The 18,718-nt window shown below is 65.4% G+C and carries 19 protein-coding genes; 2 read left to right on the forward strand and 17 right to left on the reverse strand.

Annotated elements, in window-relative coordinates; all coding sequences use genetic code 11:
• Positions 1–132: 132 nt before the first annotated feature.
• The 10 genes from MJ8_RS30445 to rsfS all read right to left on the reverse strand — a co-directional run bounded on the left by MJ8_RS30445 (position 133) and on the right by rsfS (position 9,826).
• Positions 133–1,440: a D-amino acid dehydrogenase gene (locus MJ8_RS30445; RefSeq protein ID WP_412177134.1), complete on the reverse strand. Its 1,308-nt coding sequence runs from the start codon at positions 1,438–1,440 to the stop codon at positions 133–135.
• A complete protein-coding gene (locus MJ8_RS30450; RefSeq protein WP_201412231.1) occupies positions 1,418–1,948 on the reverse strand; it encodes a nucleoside-diphosphate kinase in 531 nt (176 codons plus the stop codon). The genes MJ8_RS30445 and MJ8_RS30450 overlap by 23 nt, the downstream gene beginning before the upstream one ends.
• Positions 1,945–2,358: a nucleoside diphosphate kinase regulator gene (gene rnk / locus MJ8_RS30455; protein WP_201412232.1), complete on the reverse strand. Its 414-nt coding sequence runs from the start codon at positions 2,356–2,358 to the stop codon at positions 1,945–1,947. The genes MJ8_RS30450 and rnk overlap by 4 nt, the downstream gene beginning before the upstream one ends.
• Before the next feature lie 272 nt (positions 2,359–2,630).
• Complete coding sequence (gene alr / locus MJ8_RS30460) at positions 2,631–3,785, reverse strand: alanine racemase (RefSeq protein WP_201412233.1); 1,155 nt, start codon at positions 3,783–3,785, stop codon at positions 2,631–2,633.
• Between the two features lie 75 nt (positions 3,786–3,860).
• Positions 3,861–4,376, reverse strand: a complete 516-nt coding sequence (locus MJ8_RS30465) for an RNA pyrophosphohydrolase (RefSeq protein WP_201412234.1) — start codon at positions 4,374–4,376, stop codon at positions 3,861–3,863.
• A gap of 51 nt (positions 4,377–4,427) precedes the next feature.
• Entirely contained in the window at positions 4,428–5,621 is a 1,194-nt protein-coding gene (locus tag MJ8_RS30470) for a divergent polysaccharide deacetylase family protein (RefSeq protein ID WP_201412235.1), read from the reverse strand.
• Positions 5,622–6,032: 411 nt separating this feature from the next.
• Positions 6,033–7,364, reverse strand: a complete 1,332-nt coding sequence (locus tag MJ8_RS30475) for a S41 family peptidase (protein ID WP_041001023.1) — start codon at positions 7,362–7,364, stop codon at positions 6,033–6,035.
• Position 7,365: 1 nt separating this feature from the next.
• Positions 7,366–8,700, reverse strand: coding sequence for a murein hydrolase activator EnvC family protein (locus MJ8_RS30480; protein ID WP_201412236.1), 1,335 nt, complete (start codon positions 8,698–8,700; stop codon positions 7,366–7,368).
• A gap of 203 nt (positions 8,701–8,903) precedes the next feature.
• Complete coding sequence (gene rlmH / locus MJ8_RS30485; RefSeq protein WP_201412237.1) at positions 8,904–9,386, reverse strand: 23S rRNA (pseudouridine(1915)-N(3))-methyltransferase RlmH; 483 nt, start codon at positions 9,384–9,386, stop codon at positions 8,904–8,906.
• Between the two features lie 62 nt (positions 9,387–9,448).
• Positions 9,449–9,826: a ribosome silencing factor gene (gene rsfS, locus MJ8_RS30490; protein ID WP_201412238.1), complete on the reverse strand. Its 378-nt coding sequence runs from the start codon at positions 9,824–9,826 to the stop codon at positions 9,449–9,451.
• 245 nt (positions 9,827–10,071) lie between these two features.
• Between rsfS and MJ8_RS30495 the strand changes: the two genes are divergently transcribed.
• A complete protein-coding gene (locus MJ8_RS30495; RefSeq protein WP_201412239.1) occupies positions 10,072–10,923 on the forward strand; it encodes a mechanosensitive ion channel family protein in 852 nt (283 codons plus the stop codon).
• A 71-nt stretch (positions 10,924–10,994) separates the two neighbouring features.
• On the opposite strand, the gene MJ8_RS30500 is transcribed toward MJ8_RS30495, so the two are convergent.
• From MJ8_RS30500 to obgE, 5 genes are all read right to left on the reverse strand, one after another.
• Positions 10,995–12,281, reverse strand: coding sequence for an MFS transporter (locus MJ8_RS30500; RefSeq protein WP_201412240.1), 1,287 nt, complete (start codon positions 12,279–12,281; stop codon positions 10,995–10,997).
• Between the two features lie 95 nt (positions 12,282–12,376).
• On the reverse strand, positions 12,377–12,964 hold the full coding sequence (locus tag MJ8_RS30505) for a nicotinate-nucleotide adenylyltransferase (protein ID WP_201415630.1): 588 nt from the start codon (positions 12,962–12,964) through the stop codon (positions 12,377–12,379).
• Between the two features lie 84 nt (positions 12,965–13,048).
• Complete coding sequence (locus MJ8_RS30510; protein WP_201412241.1) at positions 13,049–14,335, reverse strand: glutamate-5-semialdehyde dehydrogenase; 1,287 nt, start codon at positions 14,333–14,335, stop codon at positions 13,049–13,051.
• 25 nt (positions 14,336–14,360) lie between these two features.
• The gene (gene proB, locus MJ8_RS30515; protein WP_201412242.1) at positions 14,361–15,500 is read right to left on the reverse strand and encodes a glutamate 5-kinase; all 1,140 of its coding nucleotides are present in this window, start codon (positions 15,498–15,500) and stop codon (positions 14,361–14,363) included.
• A complete protein-coding gene (obgE, locus tag MJ8_RS30520) occupies positions 15,497–16,531 on the reverse strand; it encodes a GTPase ObgE (protein ID WP_201412243.1) in 1,035 nt (344 codons plus the stop codon). Before obgE ends, proB begins: the two co-directional genes overlap by 4 nt.
• A gap of 149 nt (positions 16,532–16,680) precedes the next feature.
• Here obgE and MJ8_RS30525 point away from each other — a divergent pair, with 149 nt between their 5' ends.
• Entirely contained in the window at positions 16,681–17,544 is an 864-nt protein-coding gene (locus MJ8_RS30525) for an endonuclease/exonuclease/phosphatase family protein (protein WP_201412244.1), read from the forward strand.
• A 183-nt stretch (positions 17,545–17,727) separates the two neighbouring features.
• Here MJ8_RS30525 and MJ8_RS30530 read toward each other — a convergent pair whose 3' ends face one another.
• Both MJ8_RS30530 and rpmA read right to left on the reverse strand, forming a co-directional pair.
• Positions 17,728–18,315 carry a GNAT family N-acetyltransferase gene (locus tag MJ8_RS30530; RefSeq protein ID WP_201412245.1) on the reverse strand — a complete coding sequence of 196 codons (588 nt, stop codon included), beginning with the start codon at positions 18,313–18,315 and terminating at the stop codon, positions 17,728–17,730.
• Between the two features lie 126 nt (positions 18,316–18,441).
• Positions 18,442–18,711 (reverse strand): 50S ribosomal protein L27, encoded by a 270-nt coding sequence (gene rpmA, locus MJ8_RS30535; protein ID WP_040991608.1) that lies wholly within the window; start codon positions 18,709–18,711, stop codon positions 18,442–18,444.
• Positions 18,712–18,718 lie beyond the last annotated feature (7 nt).

Consider the following 18,718-nt stretch of genomic DNA (forward strand, 5'->3'; position numbering starts at 1 on the left):
TTTTCGGAAAAGGATCATGCGCTAAGTCAAAGTGCTACAGCGTCCTTTGCGCGTCCATCCGGACGCGCGGCGCTGTAGAAGCGCAAGAAGCCGCCATTCGCAGGCCGGCCTCACCGGAATATCAGCGCACCTTCAGATGGGCTTCAGATACCGCTCCGGGCTCAGGTCACGCGCGTTGACCTCGGGCACCCGGTTGGACATGATGTCGGCCAGCACCTTGGCCGAGCCGCAGGCCATGGTCCAGCCGAGCGTGCCGTGGCCGGTGTTGAGGTAGAGGTTGGCAACCTCGCTCAGTCCGACCAAGGGCGGTCCGTCCGGCGTCATCGGCCGCAAGCCGCACCAGAAGCTCGCCGCCTTGAGATCGCCGCCGCCGGGGAAGAGATCGCCGACCGAGTGTTCAAGCGTGCGGCGGCGCGATTCATGCAGGCGAAGGTCATAGCCCGAAATCTCCGCCGTGCCGCCGACGCGGATACGGTCGCCGAGCCGGGTGATCGCCACCTTGTAGGTCTCGTCCATGACCGTCGACACGGGTGCTGCCTCGGCATTGGTGATCGGCACGGTGATGGAATAGCCCTTGACCGGATAGACCGGAATCGGCCGCCCCAGCGTGCGCATGAATTGCGCCGAATAGCTGCCCATCGCCATCACGAAGGCGTCCGCGGTTTTCCATCCGCTGTCGGTGAGCACATTGGTGAGGCGGTTGCGGTTCCTGACGATGCGCCGGATGGTCGAGCCGTATTCGAAGGTCACGCCGCGCGCCACGCAGAGCTCGGCGAGCTTGTCGGTGAACATCTTGCAGTCGCCGGTCTCGTCGCCCGGAAGCCTGAGGCCGCCGACGAATTTGTCGCGCACCGCCGCAAGCGCGGGCTCGGCGGCGACACAGCCGTCGCGGTCGAGGATCTCGTAGGGCACGCCGTATTTCTTCAGCACCTCGACATCACCGCCGGTGCCGTCGAGCTGCTTCTGCTTGCGGAAAAGCTGCAGCGTGCCTTTGGTCCGCTCGTCATAGGTGATGCCGGTCGCCTCGCGCAGAGCCTTCAGCGTGTCGCGGCTATATTCGGCCAGCGGTACCATGCGCGACTTGTTGAGCGCGTAGCGCTCGGCCGTGCAGTTCCGCAGCATCTTGAGGAGCCACGTCCACATATTGGGGTCGAAAGCCGGCCGCACGACAAGCGGGCCGTATTTCATCAACAGCCATTTGATGGCCTTGACCGGGATGCCCGGCCCGGCCCAGGGCGAGGCATAGCCAGGCGACACTTCGCCGGCATTGGCGAAGCTGGTTTCGAGCGCCGGCCCCGGCTGGCGATCGTAGACGGTCACCTCATGACCGGCCTCGGTGAGGAAGTATGCGGTGGTGACCCCGATCACGCCGCCGCCCAGCACGATGACTTTCATTCTATGCTCCCTCAAAGGCCGATCATGCCGCCGAAGGGCCCGGATCGTCCCCCTCTGTCTGCCGGATTTTGCCGCGCCCGCCAAGGGGCCAGTCAGCGGCGGGCGCGCTGTGGACCAGCTTCAGGACATGGCGTTCGGAGGTGCGTTCCCGCGCTTCCCGCCGCGCGGCTTCCGGCTGATAGGCCACATCCTCGAGAAGGACCTCCTCGGCGGGGCCATCGGGCCGCTCGGCCAATGCCGATTGGCCCGCCTTCATGCCAAGCAGGCAGAGACCGTGCCACGTGGCGACCGACAGGCCGGAGCCGACGGGGGCGGATGCCTCGGCCTGCACCAGCGTGCGCGTTTGCGATGAACCGCCGCCGACGCGGAAAATCACCCGGCTGTTGAGCGTGGCAAGGTCGGGCTCGACGGCTCCGGTCGTGATGACGCGGCTTTCGGCGAGCTTGCGTTCGAGCATCGGCACGATCGGATCGGCGAACGCGCGACGGCGCATCAGCATCGCCTCGATCACCGCGAAATCCTTGGCCGTCAGGCGGTAGACAGTCCTGGTCATGGCGTCCTCGGCGCTTGTTCGACGGCATCGATCGTTGCCGAGAGAACCCGGCTGTCGCGGCTCTTCCAGGAAACTGTGCGTCCGGCCCGCGCGCCGATCAGCGCCGTTCCAAGCGGCGTCAGCACCGATATGCGTCTTTCGGCGATGTCGGCCTCGGCCGGATAGACCAGCGTCACCGTCTGGGTGCTTCCCTCCGGGTCCTGAAGCGTGACCGTCGAGCCCATCCGCACCACGTCGGCCGGCATTGCCGCCCCGGTGGCGACCCTGGCGCGGTCCATCTCGGCAAGCAGGTCCTCGGCCATATCGGGCACGCGGTCGAGAAAGGCCCTGGCGAGGCTGCTCAGCCGGTCGTGGTCCACCGCACTGACAAGGATGGAGTTTCGCGAACGCGCTTGCGTTGCTGCATGCATGGCACACCTCATATTCTGGCGCATCGTTTGCCCGAATGCGCGCAAGCCGCCACATCGAAGGCGGCGAACAAAGCCTGGCCGCAAGGGCCGCAGGCTCGATGAAAATGTTAGGAATTAAACGCCCCGGTTCACGCGGCCGCCGGCATTGGCGGCCACGCCGGGGCTACGCTCCCGCGATGGGGCAAACCCTGAAGCAGGTTTTGGTATAAGCGAGGTTGCTCATATCCCGAACCTTGCCGAGAAGCACCGGCTTGTCAAGCAAGGCGCCTGCCTCAACCGCCCGTGTAGCGGCGGTGAAAGCGCGCACCCAGGCTGGTCAACATCTCGTAGCCGATCGTCCCGGCGTGGCCTGCTGCCTCGTCGACGCTTTGCGAGGGACCGATGAGCTCGACGAGATCGCCCTCGCCGAGCCGGCCGGCGGGAAGCGCCGAGATGTCGAGGATGATAGAGTCCATCGACACGCGGCCGACGAAGGGCAACCGCACGCCCTCGAACCAGGCGGCCGAAGCAGCGCGCCGGTGCCAGCCGTCGCCATAGCCCAGCGAGATGGTCGCCAGCCTGAGCGGCCCGTCCGCTTGGTGGGTATGGCCGTAGCCGATGCCTGTGCCGGCGCCGATCTCGCGCGTTTGCGCCACCTTGGCTTCCAGCCGTATCACCGGCAGCATCGGGTTGGGTGCGTGGGGTGTCGGGTTGATGCCGTAGAGCGCAGCCCCCGGGCGGGCAAGCTCGTAGTGATATTCCGGGCCGAGAAAGATGCCGGACGAGTTGGCCAGGGAGGCGGGCGCCGCGGGCAGCAGCTTGCGCAGCCGCTCGAATTCGCGCCGCTGCTTCTCGTTGGCCCCCTGCTGCGGCTCGTCGGCGCGGGCGAGATGGCTCATCACGAAGCGGATGTCGATGCCGTCTAGGGCGCCCGCCTCGCTCGCGAGCGCCTCGACGTCCGCCGGCGCCATGCCGAGCCGGGCCATGCCGCTATCGACCTGGATGGCGGCAGGCAGGCTCTTGCCTGCGTCCCGCGCGATCTCGCGCCAGGCCTTTAGTTGAACGGGGCTGTTGATGACCGGGCAAAGCCCGGCCGCCAGCGCTTCCGGCTCCGAACCCGGAGGCAGTCCGTTCAGCACGAAGATGTCGGGCCCCGGCCCGATCGCCCTGCGCAGCGCGATGCCTTCCCCGAGCAGCGCGACGAAGAAGAGGTCGCAGCCTTCCTTCGCCAACGCCGAGGCCACTTGCGCGGCGCCAAGCCCATAGCCGTCGGCCTTGAGCACACCGGCGCAGCGGACGCCGTTCAGCCGCGCCTTCAGCCGGCGGTAATTTTCCCGGATGGCGCCAAGGTCGATCGTCAGGATCGCGCCCGCGGCCGCCTCGCTGACCGTCGAACCGCCGTCCGCATTTTTTTGTGCCGGAAACCCGCGTCCGGTGTCGTCGTTCATGGCGACCCCCGCTCATTGCATCGGCAATCAATAAGGCGACCGGGCCGGCTCGACAACCGGGGTGGATGAGGCCAGTCAGGGAGCCAGGTGTTGGAAGGCTGCCATCACCTGCTCATAGACCTTGCGCTTGAAGGGCACGATCAGCTCGGGCAGTTCGCGCATCGGCCGCCACGCCCATTCGTCGAATTCGGCCGTATGGCCGCCGGGAGGCGGATTGATTTCGATCTCGCTTTCGTCGCCCTCGAAGCGGTAGGCGAACCATTTTTGCGTCTGGCCGCGATAGCGGCCCTTGAAGGCGACGCCGACCAGATGTGGCGGCAGGTCGTAGTTGATCCAGCGTGGCGCCTCGGCAAGCAGCGACACGCTGCGCATGCCGGTTTCCTCATGGAGCTCGCGCCCGGCGGCCTCGATCGGCTCTTCGCCCTTGTCGATGCCGCCTTGCGGCATCTGCCAGAGCTGCGTCGTGCCGGCGAACTCGCTGTCCGGCTCGGCGATACGGTGCCCGACCCAGACCAGGCCTGCCCTGTTGAGGATCATCAGCCCGACACAGGGACGATAGGGCAGGGTTTCGGGATCGATCTTTTTGGCCATGGGGGCAGCGTTCCGGCGATCTTGAGAATTGACTGCGGCGAGGCTGTAGCGTTAGCCCTTTTGCGGATCGATCGCCACCGCCGAGATCGGCACGATCTCGATGCCGCGCTTCTTCGCTTCGGCAATCCAGGACGTCACCGTGTCAACGGTGATGTCGAAGGCCGAGCCGATGCCGACCGCCGAGCCCTTGGCCCGCGCCGTGGCTTCGAGACTGTCCAGCTTCTTGAGGATTTCGCCGCGATCCTGCACCGAATCGATCGCCATATCGCCGGCGACGAAAGGCACGCCGTCCTTCAAGGCAAGCTCCGGCGCAACGCTGCGCGCGGAAGACCCGTCGTCGATATAGGCAAGCCCCCGCTTGCCGAGCTCGGTCATGAACGGCTCCATCGCGTTCGCGTCGGCAGAAAAGCGCGCGCCCATATAGTTCATGACCGCGGTATAGTTCGTGGTCCTGGACAGTGCCCAGCGCAGGCTCTTCAGGTTCTCGCCCGGGCTGGCCGACACCGTCAGCGTGTTGCGGCCGGGATTGACGTTGGGATAGTCGAACGGCTCGAGCGGCACTTGCATGACGATCTCATGTCCGCTCTGCCTTGCCGCCTGCATCCAGCGGCCGATGCTGTTGCCTTGCGGCGCGAAAGCCAGCGTCACTTCGGCCGGCAATTTGGCGATCGCCGCTTGTGTGCCGGTCTGCGACACTGCGAGCCCGCCGATGACGATCGCAACGCGCGCCCCGCGCGCGCCCGACCACGGCCGCGCATAGACGTCGAAGGGCCGCCTGCCGTCGGCGGAGCGGATCGGCAGCGGACCGGTGTCGCTGGCCTCGATCAGCGCCCTGTCCGGAATATGGGCGACCTTGAGGTTCTGGCCGAGCGCCGATGGATCGCGGATGACGATGGCCGCTTTCGGCGGGCTGTCGCCCTCCTCGGTCTGGACGTGGATGATCTGCGGCCAGCCGCTCTTCATCGGCGTGCCGGCCTGTGGCGTCGCCGCGGCGACGGGGGCCGGCGCGGGTGTGGCGGGAGCAGGCGCGGCGGGAGCGGCGATGACCTTCGGCGTCGAAACCGCCACTTCTTCCGGCTTGCGGAACGGCTTTTCACGCAGCGCGATCGCGCCGGAGACGCCGATCACCGCAAGCACGGCGACCGCAGCGGCAAGCGTGCCGCCGCCGATGCCGCGCCGCACGGGCCGCTTTGGCGGGAGCGACTGTCCAAGCGGGCGTTCGATATCTTTGCCGATGTCTGCCAAGTCAAATTCCCAGCACGCCGCCTCGTGAATGTCACGTTGAACGTGAAATCCTGCGCAATCTTCGGCGCTATACTCCAGACGCGTGGCGCCCAGATCAGGATGACGTTTCGTTGAACCGCGATCCTGATCTAAATTCTTGTTGGAGCATGATCTTTTCCGAAAACCGGTTCCCACTTTTCGGGATCATGCTCTTAGCCTCGGTCCCCGAATCAAACTGCCGGAACCTCGCGGTCCCGGCAGCATTGCATTGCTTCGCTCGATCGGCCAGAGCCTGACCTAAAGCATGTCTCCCGAAAGTGGCCCCGGTTTCGGGACAAAGACATGCTTAAAATCAAAATTCAAAGCATGTCGCCCGAAAGTGCGCCGCGGTTTCGGGACAACGACATGCACATATTCAAAGACCGAGCCGCGTTACTGGTTCAGCACGGCCTTGTCCGGGTTCGGCGGGAAGGACGGATCGGTCTTCTCGCCGCGCAGCAGCTGCTCGGCATAGATCAGCTGCAGGTCGTCCTTGGGTTCCGGCGGCACATAGGCGGCCGAGCCGGAACCGTTGGCGTTCTCGTCGGCGCCCTTGATGTGGCCCTTGAGGTCGGATTCGCCGCGGGTCAGGTCGCGGCCCTGCAGGTCCGGCGGCAGCGGCTGGTCGACCTTGATGTCGGGCGTGATGCCCTTGCCCTGGATCGACTTGCCCGACGGCGTGTAATAGAGCGCCGTGGTGAGCCTAAGCGCGCCGTTCTCGCCGAGCGGGATGATGGTCTGCACCGAGCCCTTGCCGAAGGACTGCGTGCCGACAACGGTGGCGCGGCGCAGGTCCTGCAGCGCGCCGGCGACGATTTCGGAAGCGCTCGCCGAACCGCCATTGACCAGCACGATCAGCGGCTTGCCGTTGATGTCGTCGTTCTGCTTCGGCTTGGCGTCGAAGCGGGTCACGTCCTTCGGGTCGCGGCCGCGCGTCGAGACGATCTCGCCGCGCTTGAGGAAGGCGTCCGACACGCTCACCGCCTGGTCGAGCAGGCCGCCCGGATTGAGGCGCAGATCGAGCACATAACCCTTCAGCTTGTCGTTCGGCACCTGCTTCTTGATGTTCTCGATGGCGTTCTCGAGATCGTCATAGGTCTTTTCGGTGAAGGAGGTGATCTTCATGTAGCCGATGTCATTCTCGACCCGGTACTTCACCGCCTTGACCTTGATGATGTCGCGCACCACCGTCAGCTCGATCGGCTTGTCGGCGCCCTGGCGCAGGATGGTGAGCTTGATCGGCGTGTTGACCGGGCCTCGCATCTTCTCGACCGCGTCGTTGAGGGTGAGGCCGCGGACCTCCTCGCCGTCGATCTTGGCGATGTAGTCGCCGGCAAGCACGCCCGCCTTGGCGGCCGGGGTGTCGTCGATCGGCGTGATCACCTTGACGAGGTCGTTCTCCATGGTGACCTCGATGCCGAGGCCGCCGAACTCGCCCTTGGTCTGCACGCGCATGTCCTGCGCCTGTTCGGCGTTCATGTAGGAGGAGTGCGGGTCGAGAGAGGACAGCATGCCGTTGATGGCGTTCTCGACGAGCGACTTGTCGTCCGGCGGCGTCACATAGTTCGCGCGCACCCGCTCGAAGATATCGCCGAAGATCGCCAGTTGCTTGTAGGTTTCCGAGCCCGCAGCGTTCGCCGCCGAACCCGGTGCGCCGTAGACCAGGCTCATTGCCGATGCGCCCATCAGCGCGCCGGCAAACAGAAGCGACAGTTTCCGCATCATTTCACGTCCTTCCAGAGAATCGGTCCGCCCACCATGGGGCCGGATCGACGGGTTTTCCATCCTTGCGGAACTCGACATAGAGTTCCGGCGTCGCATTTCCATTCCGCGAGGCCGAGGTGCTTGCCACCCGGGCCTCTCCCATCGCGCCGATCGGCTCTCCCGCGAGCACCGATTGTCCGGTCGCGACGCTGATTCTGCTCATCCCCGCCAGGACGACATGATACCCGTCGCCCGCATTGAGGATCAAGAGTTGACCATAAGAGCGAAACGGCCCCGCATAAAGCACGTTTCCATCCGCCGGCGCGGTGACGATGGCTCCCGATTGTGTCGCAACCATGTCGCCCTGCATCGCCGCGCCATTGCCGTCGTCGGTACCGAAACGCCGTTTTATCTTGCCGATGACCGGCAGCGCGATCTGGCCTTGCAAGGCCGAGAACGGCGCCGATCCCGTCAGGCGGTTGGCCTCCGGCACCGGCAGCGCGGCGAGTTCGGTGGTCGAGGCCGTCGTGTCGGCGTCGGTCGATTTGCGCTCGCCCGCCTTGACCTGGTCCTGGGCCTTGCGCGCCTTGTCGGCTTCGAGCGAGGCGATCAGGTCCTTGAGGCTGCTCGCCTTCGCCGCCAATTCCTGCGAATGCTGCTGCTCGGCCACGATCGCTGCCTGGGTATCGGCCTGCAGCTTCTTCTTGGCCTCGAGCAGCATGGTGAGCCGCTTCTTCTCCGCCGTCTGGTCGGTGACGGCGGTGGTGAGCCTTGACCGTTCGGCCTCGATCGAGGCCGTCACACGCGTCTGCTCCTTGAGATCGGCCATCAGCCGGTCGGTCTGCTGGCGCAGTTCCGGCACGACAGCGCCAAGCAGGATGGCGCTGCGCACCGACGACAGCGCGTCCTCGGGCTTGACCAGGATCGCCGGCGGCGGGTTGAGCCCCATGCGCTGCAGCGCTCCCAGCACTTCGGCCAGCACGTCGCGCCGCGCCATGAGCGAGGCGCGCAGCTTCTTTTCCTCGGCTTTCAGCCCCTCGAGCTTGGCGCCGATGTCCTCGATGTCCTGGCCGAGCTTCTGCTCGGTCATCGCCGACTGGATGAGCGCCGCGGTGATGGAGGCATAGTCCTTGCGCACCGAAGCGATATCGGCGGCAAGCTTTGCCAGCCGCTCCGACGAAAGCGTGATTTCCTTGGAGACCTGCTCGTATTCGGCCCGGCTCTGATCCGGGTCGGGCGCCGTGTCGAGCGTGTTCTCGGTCGCCCGGACCGGCCCGAGCGCGAGCGCAGCGGCGACAAGGGTCAAGCCGCAGCGGCTGCGCCAGGCGCGCATGATCGGGTACCAGCCTTCAGACATCAGGCCTCTAACCTATCCGCCGCTTCGTTAACGAACCATCAACCATGTTGGAAGCGCCGCTCAGGGCAATTCCCGGACAAGCGTGTAACGGTTTTCCGTCTTCCGTCTGGAATTGCGTAAAAACAGAATACCGTTTGCTGCGCGATTGAGGCGGAAATCCTAGCGTGGGCCGGTAATCCCCAGCTTCTTGGCCGACCGGCTATTCATGAACGATGATAGGGATGACCCGCCAAGATGGTGGCAACCCGGTAGAGCTGCTCGCCCAGCATCACGCGCACCAGTTGGTGCGGCCAGGTCAACGCGCCGAAGGACAGCACCAGATCGGCCTGGTCGCGGAGGGATTTGTCATGGCCGTCGGCGCCGCCGATGGCCACCACCAGCGCCTTGCGGCCGCCGTCGCGCAGCTGGCCGATGCGGGCGGCCAGATCCTCCGAGGAGAGCGACTTGCCGCGTTCGTCGAGCAGGATGAGAACGGTTCCGGCCAGCAACTGGGCCTGCAGCTTCTGGGCTTCCTCGCGGCGGCGCTCGTCGGCGCTCTGTCCGCGGCTTTCGGGGATCTCGACGATGCCGGCAAATTCCAGCCCGACCGCGGGCCCGCTCTTGGCGAAGCGCTCGAAATAGCGGTCGGCGAGCTCTCTCTCGGGGCCGGTCTTCATCCGGCCCACGGCATGAACGGTGATCTTCATCCTCGCCCCGGCGAGCTTGCTTCAGCGCATACCGTGACGGTTCACGGCAGGCGGATCAAGGCTCAGTGCAAGGTCTCTTCCTCGAGGTCCGGCGCCTGCCACATCTTTTCGAGATTGTAGAATTCGCGGACTTCGGGGCGGAAGACATGGACGATGATGTCGCCGGAATCGATCAGGACCCAGTCGGCGCTGGCCAACCCCTCGACGCGCGCGGCGCCGAGGCCGGCATCCTTCAGCGCCTTGAGGAGATGATCGGCGACAGCCGAGACATGACGGTGCGATCGGCCCGAGGCGATGACCATATAGTCGCCGAGGCTCGATTTTCCCTGGATGTCGATTGAGACGATGTTTTCGGCCTTGGAGTCTTCCAGACTGGCAAGGACTGTGTCGATGGCGAGGGTCGCGGCGGCGTTGCCGCTGATCCCGGCCGGCGAAGGCATGATGTCAGCCTTCTTCCGCAGTGCTGTTCTCAGTGTGTTTCCTTTCCCAACAAGAACAACCAAATCACCCATGCAATCAGGTGACACCACTTAGATAGGCAGAGTTCCATTGCAGTTTCAAGACGACCGACCGTTTTGCCTGAGCTGCGCCCGGGGTCCGGACCGCAGCTTTAGGAGGGTCTAAAAAGCAGGAACTGATCCCGGACGCATGGGTTATCGGCGCACCGACCAACGGGATCCCCGCCATGCCCACCGACCCGCAAAGCGCCCTCATCACCATCCAGGCCGGGCTCGCACAGCTCAGCACCCTGATCGTTTCCTATTCCTTCTCGGCCATCGGCGCCATCATCCTTATGGTCGTCGGCTATCTCTTCGCCGGCCTTGCCGAACGCTCGATCCGTGTCGGGCTCGGTCATATCCATGGCTTCGACGCGACCTTGCGGCATTTCTTCTCCAAGATCGTGCGTTACGCCATCCTGATCCTGGTTGCCATCATGGTGCTCGGCCAGTTCGGGGTGCAGACGGCCTCCATCATCGCCGCAATAGGCGCCATCGGTCTCGCCATCGGACTGGCATTGCAGGGCACGCTGCAGAACATCGCTGCCGGCATCATGCTGCTCGCGCTGAGGCCGTTCCGGATCGGCGAATATGTCGAGGTCGGCGCGATTGCCGGCACGATCGAGGAGATCGGCCTCTTCGCCACCAAGCTGCGTTCCGCGGACGGCGTCTATGTGCTGGCGCCCAATTCGACGCTGTGGAACCAGCCGGTGCGCAATTTCACCCGCAACGGCGTGCGCCGCGCCGACATCACCTTAAGCATCGGTTCCTGGAACGATATCGACCGCGCGCAAAAGACGCTGCTTGCCATCGCCGGGGCTGAGAAGCGCATCCGCCGCGAACCGGCGCCGATCGCCTTCGTGGCCAGTCTCGGCGACGCGACCGTTTCGCTCACCTTGCGCTACTGGACTTCGGCCGCCGATTACTTTTCGACCCAGATCGACATGACCAAGCGCGCCAAGCAGGCTTTCGACAGCGAAGGTATCTCGATTCCGCTGCCGCCGCCGGAAGTGCCGGCGCCGGAAGCGCGCAAGCAATAGAGCAATTCCAGGAAAAGTGTGAGCGGTTTTCCATTCCGGAGTTGCGTAAAAACGAAGAGAGGCTTCCCCGATCAGTGCTTGGTCGCCGTCTCGTCCGGCGCGAAGGCAAGCTCCACCGGCAAGGGCGTCTGCGCCGACATCGGCGCGAAGCTGCCGCTTGGCGGAGCCGGCGTCGGCCGGCCAGCCGTCACGCGCCACAGCACGAACAGGCAGAAGGCCGATGCAATCACGATGCCGACATAGATGAAGGTTGCGGTGCCGAAGACGGCGGAAAGCGCCGTGACGAGGCCCGGCACGATGAAGCCCGCGAGCGACCAGGCAAACAGCATCGAACTCGACAGCGCCAGAAGCTCGTCCTTGGCGGCGCGATCGGCGGCATGCGCGCTGGAGAGCGCGTAGATCGATTCCGACGCCCCGTCCCAGATCAGATAGATCACCACAAGCGCCATCAGCGCACCGCCGTCGAAGACGATGGCAAGCACGCTGGCGACGGTCGCGAGCGCCGCGGCCCCAGCAAGCACGTAGCGCCGGTCGGTGCGGTCCGAAATCCAGCCGAGCGGGATCTGCAGGATCAGCGTCCCGACCGGCATCGCCGACAGCAAGAGCGCCACGTCGGCCTGGCTGTAGCCCTTGGCCGTGGCGTGGATCGGCGCGAAGCCGGAAACGATCATCGAGAGGCCGCCAACGGCGAGCATGCCGGCGACGCCGACCGGCGATATGCGCCAGGCACGGCGCAGCGCCACCGAGGCCGCCTGCGGCGCGGGCGGCTGGGCAAGCCGCGTCATGCCGACCGGCAGGATGGAAAGCGCGGTGAAGGTGATGCCGATCAGCGCCGCCGCGGCCGTGTGGATGTCGACCGCCGCGAGCGTCGCATACCCCACGCCGAGCCCGGCGATATAGGCGACGTAGAACACCGCCATCACCCGGCCGCGGATCGAATTCGGCAAGGCGTCGTTGAGCCAGCTCTGCGCGACAATGAACAGCCCGCAGATGGCAAAGCCGTAAAGCGCCCGCGCGGCGATCCATAAAAGCGGGATCGGGCCGGCGCCGATCGCGGCGTTGGAAAGCGCGATCAGCGCCGAAAGCACCATGAAGGCGCGGGCGTGGCCGACGCGCCGAACCAAGGGCCCGGTCAGGATGCAGCCGGCGAGCCCCCCGGCCGAAAGCCCGGTGACGATCAGCCCGGCCCAGGTCGGGTCGAAGCCGTCGGCGCCGAGACGCACGGGGATATAGGCGAACATCAGCCCGTTGCCGATCGCGATCAGCGCCATCGACACGATGACGCTGGCAATGGCGATCAGCGGCGCCGGTTGTTCGGCCCGGACGGCGTCGGTCGTGGTGGGGTTCTGCTTCAGCATGCCTGCGCAGCATCGCTGACCGGAGGGCGAAAAGCCGCCGTAAAAGCGACATGGCTGGGTTTTCCCTTCTCCCCCTGTGGGAGAAGGAAAAGGTGCTACCCCTTCGCTGCCTTGCGGATCGCGGTGGAGGAGAGCGACGAGCGCGGCCCGTGGATGAAGGTCCAGGCCGGCGCCTGCATGCGGGCGAGCAGCGGTGCGTCGCCCTCGTCGATGCGGGCATAGTCGAAGGTCTTGGCGACGACCGACGACAGGAAGGAGAGCGTCGCGCCCGGGCGATCGATGACCGCGATCGGGAAGGTCAGCACGATCTCGCGCCAGCGCTGCCAGCGGTGGAAGTCGCGCAAGCTATCCGCGCCCATGATCCAGACGAAGTCGACGCCCGGATTGCGCGCCTTGACCAGCGCCAGCGTGTCGGCGGTGTAGCGCACATGCTGCGCCGCCTCGAAAGCGGTGACCTTGATCCTGGGATTCCTGGCGATCTTTTCGGACAGCTCGATGCGCTCGGCAAGCGGCGCCAGCTCGCGCGCGCTTTTCAGCGGGTTGCCGGGCGTCACCATCCACCACAGCTGGTCGAGTGCGAGCCTTCTCAGCGCGATCTCGGCAACCAGCGCATGGCCGGCATGCGGTGGGTTGAACGAACCGCCGAACAGCCCGACGGTCAGCCCCTTGGCGGCGTGCGGCATGCGAAAGTAGCGGGCCGGGACAGGCTGCTCGGCTTGCGAAAGCATCCGCCTTGGCCTCCCCTCAGGCCTGCCGGGCGAAAAGCGTCAAGGCCTCACCTGTCCCGATCCGCGCACGCGGTATTTGAACGAGGTGAGTTGCTCGACGCCGACCGGCCCTCGCGCATGCATCTTGCCGGTGGCGATGCCGATCTCGGCGCCCATGCCGAACTCGCCGCCATCGGCGAACTGCGTCGAGGCATTGTGCAGCAGGATCGCCGAGTCGATCTCGTTGAAGAAACGTTCAACCGCCTGCGCGTCCTCGGCGATGATCGCCTCGGTGTGGTGCGACGAGAAGGTCTCGATATGCTCGATCGCGCCGGCGACGCCGTCGACCAGCTTCACCGCGATGATGGCATCGAGATATTCCGTCACCCAGTCGGCGTCGGTTGCCGGGCTGGCGTCGGCGAAGGCTTTCATCACCTCGGCATCGGCATGGATCTCGCAGCCGGCGGCGCGCAGCGCGTCCAGGATCGGCACCAGATGCGTGGCGGCCGCCGCGCGGTCGACCAGCAAGGTCTCGGCCGCGCCGCAGACGCCAGTGCGCCGCATCTTGGCATTGACCGCGATCTTCACCGCCATGCCGAGATCGGCAGAGCGGTCGATATAGAGATGACAGATGCCTTCCAGATGCGCGAAGACCGGCACCCGCGCCTCGGTCTGCACGCGCCCGACCAGGCTTTTGCCGCCGCGCGGAATGATGACGTCGAGATTGCCGCTCAGACCTTTGAGCATCTCGCCGACGGCGGCGCGGTCGGTGGTCAGCACCAGTTGGATGGCATCCTCAGGCAGGCCGGCCGCCTTCAGCCCTTCGACCATGCAGGCATGGATGGCTGACGAGGAATTGATCGAATCCGAGCCGCCGCGCAGGATCACCGGATTGCCTGCCTTGAGGCAAAGCGCGCCGGCGTCCGCAGTCACATTCGGCCTGCTCTCATAGATGACGCCGATCACACCGAGCGGCGTGCGCACGCGCTCGATATGCAGCCCGTTCGGCCGGTGCCATTCGGCGATGACGTCGCCGACCGGATCCTTGAGCGCGGCGATCTCGCGAATGCCGTCGGCCATCGCCTTGATGCGCGAGGGCGTAAGTTTGAGGCGATCCATGAAGGAGCCGGACAAGCCGGCCTCCTCGCCATTCGACATGTCGATGGCGTTGGCATCGAGGATCGCCTGCTCGTTGCGCAGGATGGCGTCCGCCATGGCGGCAAGCGCGGCATTCTTGGCCTCGGTTGAAGCGACGGCCAATGGTCGGGCGGCCGCGCGGGCGCGCCGGCCGATATCGGCCATCAGCGCCACCGTATCTTCGCCGGATTTTTCATGCAGCTTCAGCATGTTTCATCCTCCGCCCGTTCAATACTTATTCGTCGGCCAACACTTGGTCGCCGACAACGCTTACCACAAGGTCGTCACGATGGATCATCGCCGAACGCGCCTCGTAGCCGAGCACGTTTTCGATCTCGGCCGTCTTCAGACCCGCGATCCTTACGGCATCGGCGGCATCATAGGCAACCAGCCCGCGCGCAATCTCGCGGCCGTCCGGCGACAGGATCGCCACCGTGTCGCCGCGCGAGAAATTGCCGCTGACCAGTTTTACCCCGGCCGGCAGCAGCGACTTTCCGGACTTCAAAGCCCCGACGGCGCCGGCATCGACGGTGAGCCGGCCGGCCGGCTCGAGCTGCCCGGCGATCCAGGTCTTGTAGCCCTTCACCGGGTTGGCGCTCGGCTTGAAGAAGGTCGAGCGCTCGCCGCGCTCGATCGCCATCAGCGGCGAAAGCCGGGTGCCCGAGGTGATTATCATCGCCGTGCCGGCGGCATTGGCGATCTTGCCGGCGTCGAGCTTGGTGCGCATCCCGCCGCGCGACAATTCGGACGCGGCCGCGCCCGCCATCGCCTCGATGTCGGGCGTGATGCGGTCGACCACGGGGATGAATTTTGCCTGCGGGTCCTTGGCCGGCGGCGCCGTATAGAGCCCATCGATATCGGAAAGCAGCACCAGAAGATCGGCGCCCATCATCGTCGCCACCCGCGCCGCCAGCCGGTCATTGTCGCCGTAGCGGATTTCCGAGGTCGCCACCGTGTCGTTCTCGTTTATGACCGGTACCGCCTTCATCTTGAGCAGGGTCGAGATCGTCGCGCGCGCGTTGAGGTAGCGCCGGCGCTCCTCCGTGTCGCCAAGAGTGAGAAGAATCTGGCCGGACTTCAGCCCGTCCTTGCCGAGCGCGTCCGACCATGCGCCGGCAAGCGCGATCTGACCGACGGCGGCGGCAGCCTGGCTCTCCTCCAGCTTCAGCGCGCGCTTGCCGAGGCCGAGAATGGTGCGGCCGAGCGCGATCGCGCCCGACGAAACGACCAGCACTTCGGCGCCGGCCTCGGCCAGCACTGCGATGTCGTCTGCAAGCGAGGTCAGCCAGTCGCGCTTCAAACCTGTCGCGCGGTCGACGAGCAGCGCAGAGCCGATCTTCACGGTGATGCGCCGGTATGATTTCAGCGATTTCATGGGTTTTGCCAACGCGTCTCGACAGGAGCCGGAACGGCGTCGCGCGATTCGGCGACCACCGCCATCAGCGCGCGCAGCACCGCCTCGACGCCTTCGCCGGTGACGGCCGACAAAAGCATCGGCGCGCGGCCGGCTGCGCGCTTCAGCGAGGCGGCCTTCTTCTTGCGGGCGTCCGCGTCGAGGATATCGATCTGGCTGAGCGCCACGATCTCGACCTTGTCGGTCAATCCATGACCATAGGCTTCGAGCTCGGCGCGCACCGTCTTGTAGGCCTTGCCGGGATTTTCTTCCTGCGCCGAGACCAGGTGGAGCAGCACGCGCGTGCGCTCGACATGGCCGAGGAAACGGTCGCCGATGCCCACCCCCTCATGCGCGCCCTCGATCAGGCCGGGAATGTCGGCCAGCACGAATTCGCGGCCGTCGATACGGGCGACGCCGAGCCCGGGGTGAAGCGTCGTGAACGGATAGTCGGCGATCTTCGGCTTGGCCGCGGTGACGGCCGCGAGGAAGGTCGATTTGCCGGCATTGGGCATGCCGACCAGGCCGGCGTCGGCGATCAGCTTGAGCCGGAGCCAGATGCTCAATTCCTCGCCAGGCTGGCCGGGATTGGCGCGTCGCGGCGCCTGGTTGGTCGAGGTCTTGAAATGCTGGTTGCCGAAACCGCCATTGCCGCCCTTGGCGAGCAGGAAGCGCTGGCCGACCACGGTCAGGTCGCAGATCAGCGTCTCATTGTCCTCGGCAAAGACCTGCGTGCCCGCCGGCACCTTCAGCGTCACGTCGGCGCCCTTGGCGCCCGTCATGTTGCGGCCCATGCCGTGCATGCCGGTCTTGGCCTTGAAATGCTGCTGGTAGCGATAGTCGATCAGCGTGTTCAGCCCGTCGACCGCTTCCACCCAGACATCGCCGCCGCGACCGCCATCGCCGCCATCCGGTCCGCCGAACTCGATGAATTTTTCACGCCGAAAGGACAACGAACCGGCGCCGCCGTCGCCGGAACGGATGTAAACCTTGGCTTGGTCGAGGAATTTCATCTTGGTTTTCAGGTTTCTGCTATTGCGCTTGCGGATTGCTCTAAACCAAGGCAGGGCCAAGGGCGAGGCCGATTTGCGACTAAAGCGCCGGATGCCCTTTTGCCGGGGACGCGGTAGCACCGGTGCGGCGTGATTGGAGGGGCGCGGGAATGAAGATCGTCACCTACAACATCCAATACGGCATCGGGCTCGACGGCAAATACGACGTCGGCCGCATCGCCGACGCCGTGCGCGGCGCAGACGTCATTGCGCTGCAGGAGGTGACCCGCAACAACCCGCGCAACGGCGACCGCGACATGGTGGCCGAGATCGGCGAGGCGCTGCCCGATTATTTCGCCGCCTATGGCAGCAATTTCGAGGTCAATATCGGCTCGCGCCTGGAGAACGGCCGCGCCATCTCGACCTCCTTCCAGCTCGGCAACATGGTGCTGTCGAAGACTCCCATTCATCTGTCGCGCAATCTCCTTCTGCCGCGCAGCCGCAGCCTCGAGACCATGAACTTCCAGCGCGGCGCGCTCGAAGCGCTGATCGAGACGCCGCTCGGCTTCATCCGCTTCTATTCCACCCATCTCGACCACCGCAGCCCGGTCGAGCGCCAGAGCCAGATCCGTTTCCTGCGCCAGCGCCTGCTGAACTACGCGCTGGAAGGCGGCGGCCTGTCGGGCATTCCCGAGATCGGCCTGCCGGACCTGCCGTATCCGGAAGCCTTCATCGTCATGGGCGACTTCAACATGCTGCCGGGCTCGCCCGAATATGTCGAGCTTGCCGGCCGCCCGGACCATGAGTTCGGCATGCCGCTGACGGCCGATCTCGCCGTCGACATCGCCCAGCGTCTTGCGGTCGCCGACCTCGTCACCTGGGTCGATCCTGAGCGGCCCGCCGACAAAAGCCGCCACAAATGCATCGACTACATCTTCACCAGCGCCTCGCTCGCCAAGTCGCTGGAGCGCCTGTGGTCCGACCGGGATGCCATCGGGTCGGATCATCTGCCGCTCTGGGCGGAGCTCGGCTGAGTTCTGGACTTCCCCTCATCCGGCCGCTTCGCGGCCACCCTTCTTCCCGAGGGGAGAAGAGATTGCCGCCGGCCCTTACCTGCTCCTCTCCCCTCGGGGAGAGGTCGGATTGCCCCGAATTGCCCGTCGCAATTCGGCTGGCAATCCGGGTGAGGGGGCGCCGCTCACCTTCCGAAACACCTGTCAATAATGGATCCAGTTGCGCAGACTGTTCCACGTCTTGCGATCAAGGCGGTACCGCTCGACAGGCACCTGGCCGGCGACGATCGAGTTCAGCATGCCCTGGCCGGCATACTGGAAGCCGCATTTGTGGATGACGCGGCGCGAAGCCGGATTGATCACCCGGGTCGAGGCATGCAGCACCTGGATCGAGGTCCGCTGGAAGGCGAGGTCGACGAGCGCATGCGCGGCTTCCGTGGCATAGCCGCGCTTCCAATAGGGCTCGCCGATCCAGTAGCCCAGCTCCAGGCCGCGATCGGTGGTGTTCAAGCCGGCGCAGCCGACGAAGGTGCCGCCATCCTTGAGCGTCAGCGCGTAGACGATGCCGGCGCGCCGCGACGCCGCCATGGCAAGGAAGGTGCGGCCTTCGGCCTCGCCATAGGGATGCGGCATGCGTGCCAGCATTTCGGCGACATGTCGGTTGTCGGCAAGCGTGACGAGTTGCTCGAGATCGCTTTCGCGCGGGGCGCGCATGACCAGCCGCTCGGTGGCCAGCACCGGGCAATCGATCGCGTAACTTTCGTCTTCCGTGTCGTCCGCTTCCGCAACCATTTTAGTCCTCCAGGGCAAGAAAAAATGAAAAAGGAGAGAGGGCAAACCCATCTCTCCTGATCCTTTTCCTGGCCTGGCCAGACACCGGTTCCCGAGATGGGCGCCGGTGTTATGGTGCGGAACCGGCTACTCCGCTGCTTTGGTAATCGGGTTCACCGATACGTAGGTTCGGCCGTTGGCTTTTTTGTTGAAGGTGACTGCGCCGGCTTCGAGCGCAAAAAGGGTGTGGTCCGTGCCCATGCCAACATTGGTGCCCGGATGCCATTGCGTGCCGCGCTGACGAATGATGATGTTGCCGGCCACGACGGCTTCGCCGCCGAACTTCTTCACGCCCAGACGCTTGGAGTGCGAATCGCGACCGTTGCGCGACGAACCGCCAGCTTTCTTGTGTGCCATTTGACTA

Origin of the sequence: Mesorhizobium sp. J8 (assembly GCF_016591715.1) — a bacterium.
Classification (GTDB): Bacteria; Pseudomonadota; Alphaproteobacteria; order Rhizobiales; family Rhizobiaceae; genus Mesorhizobium.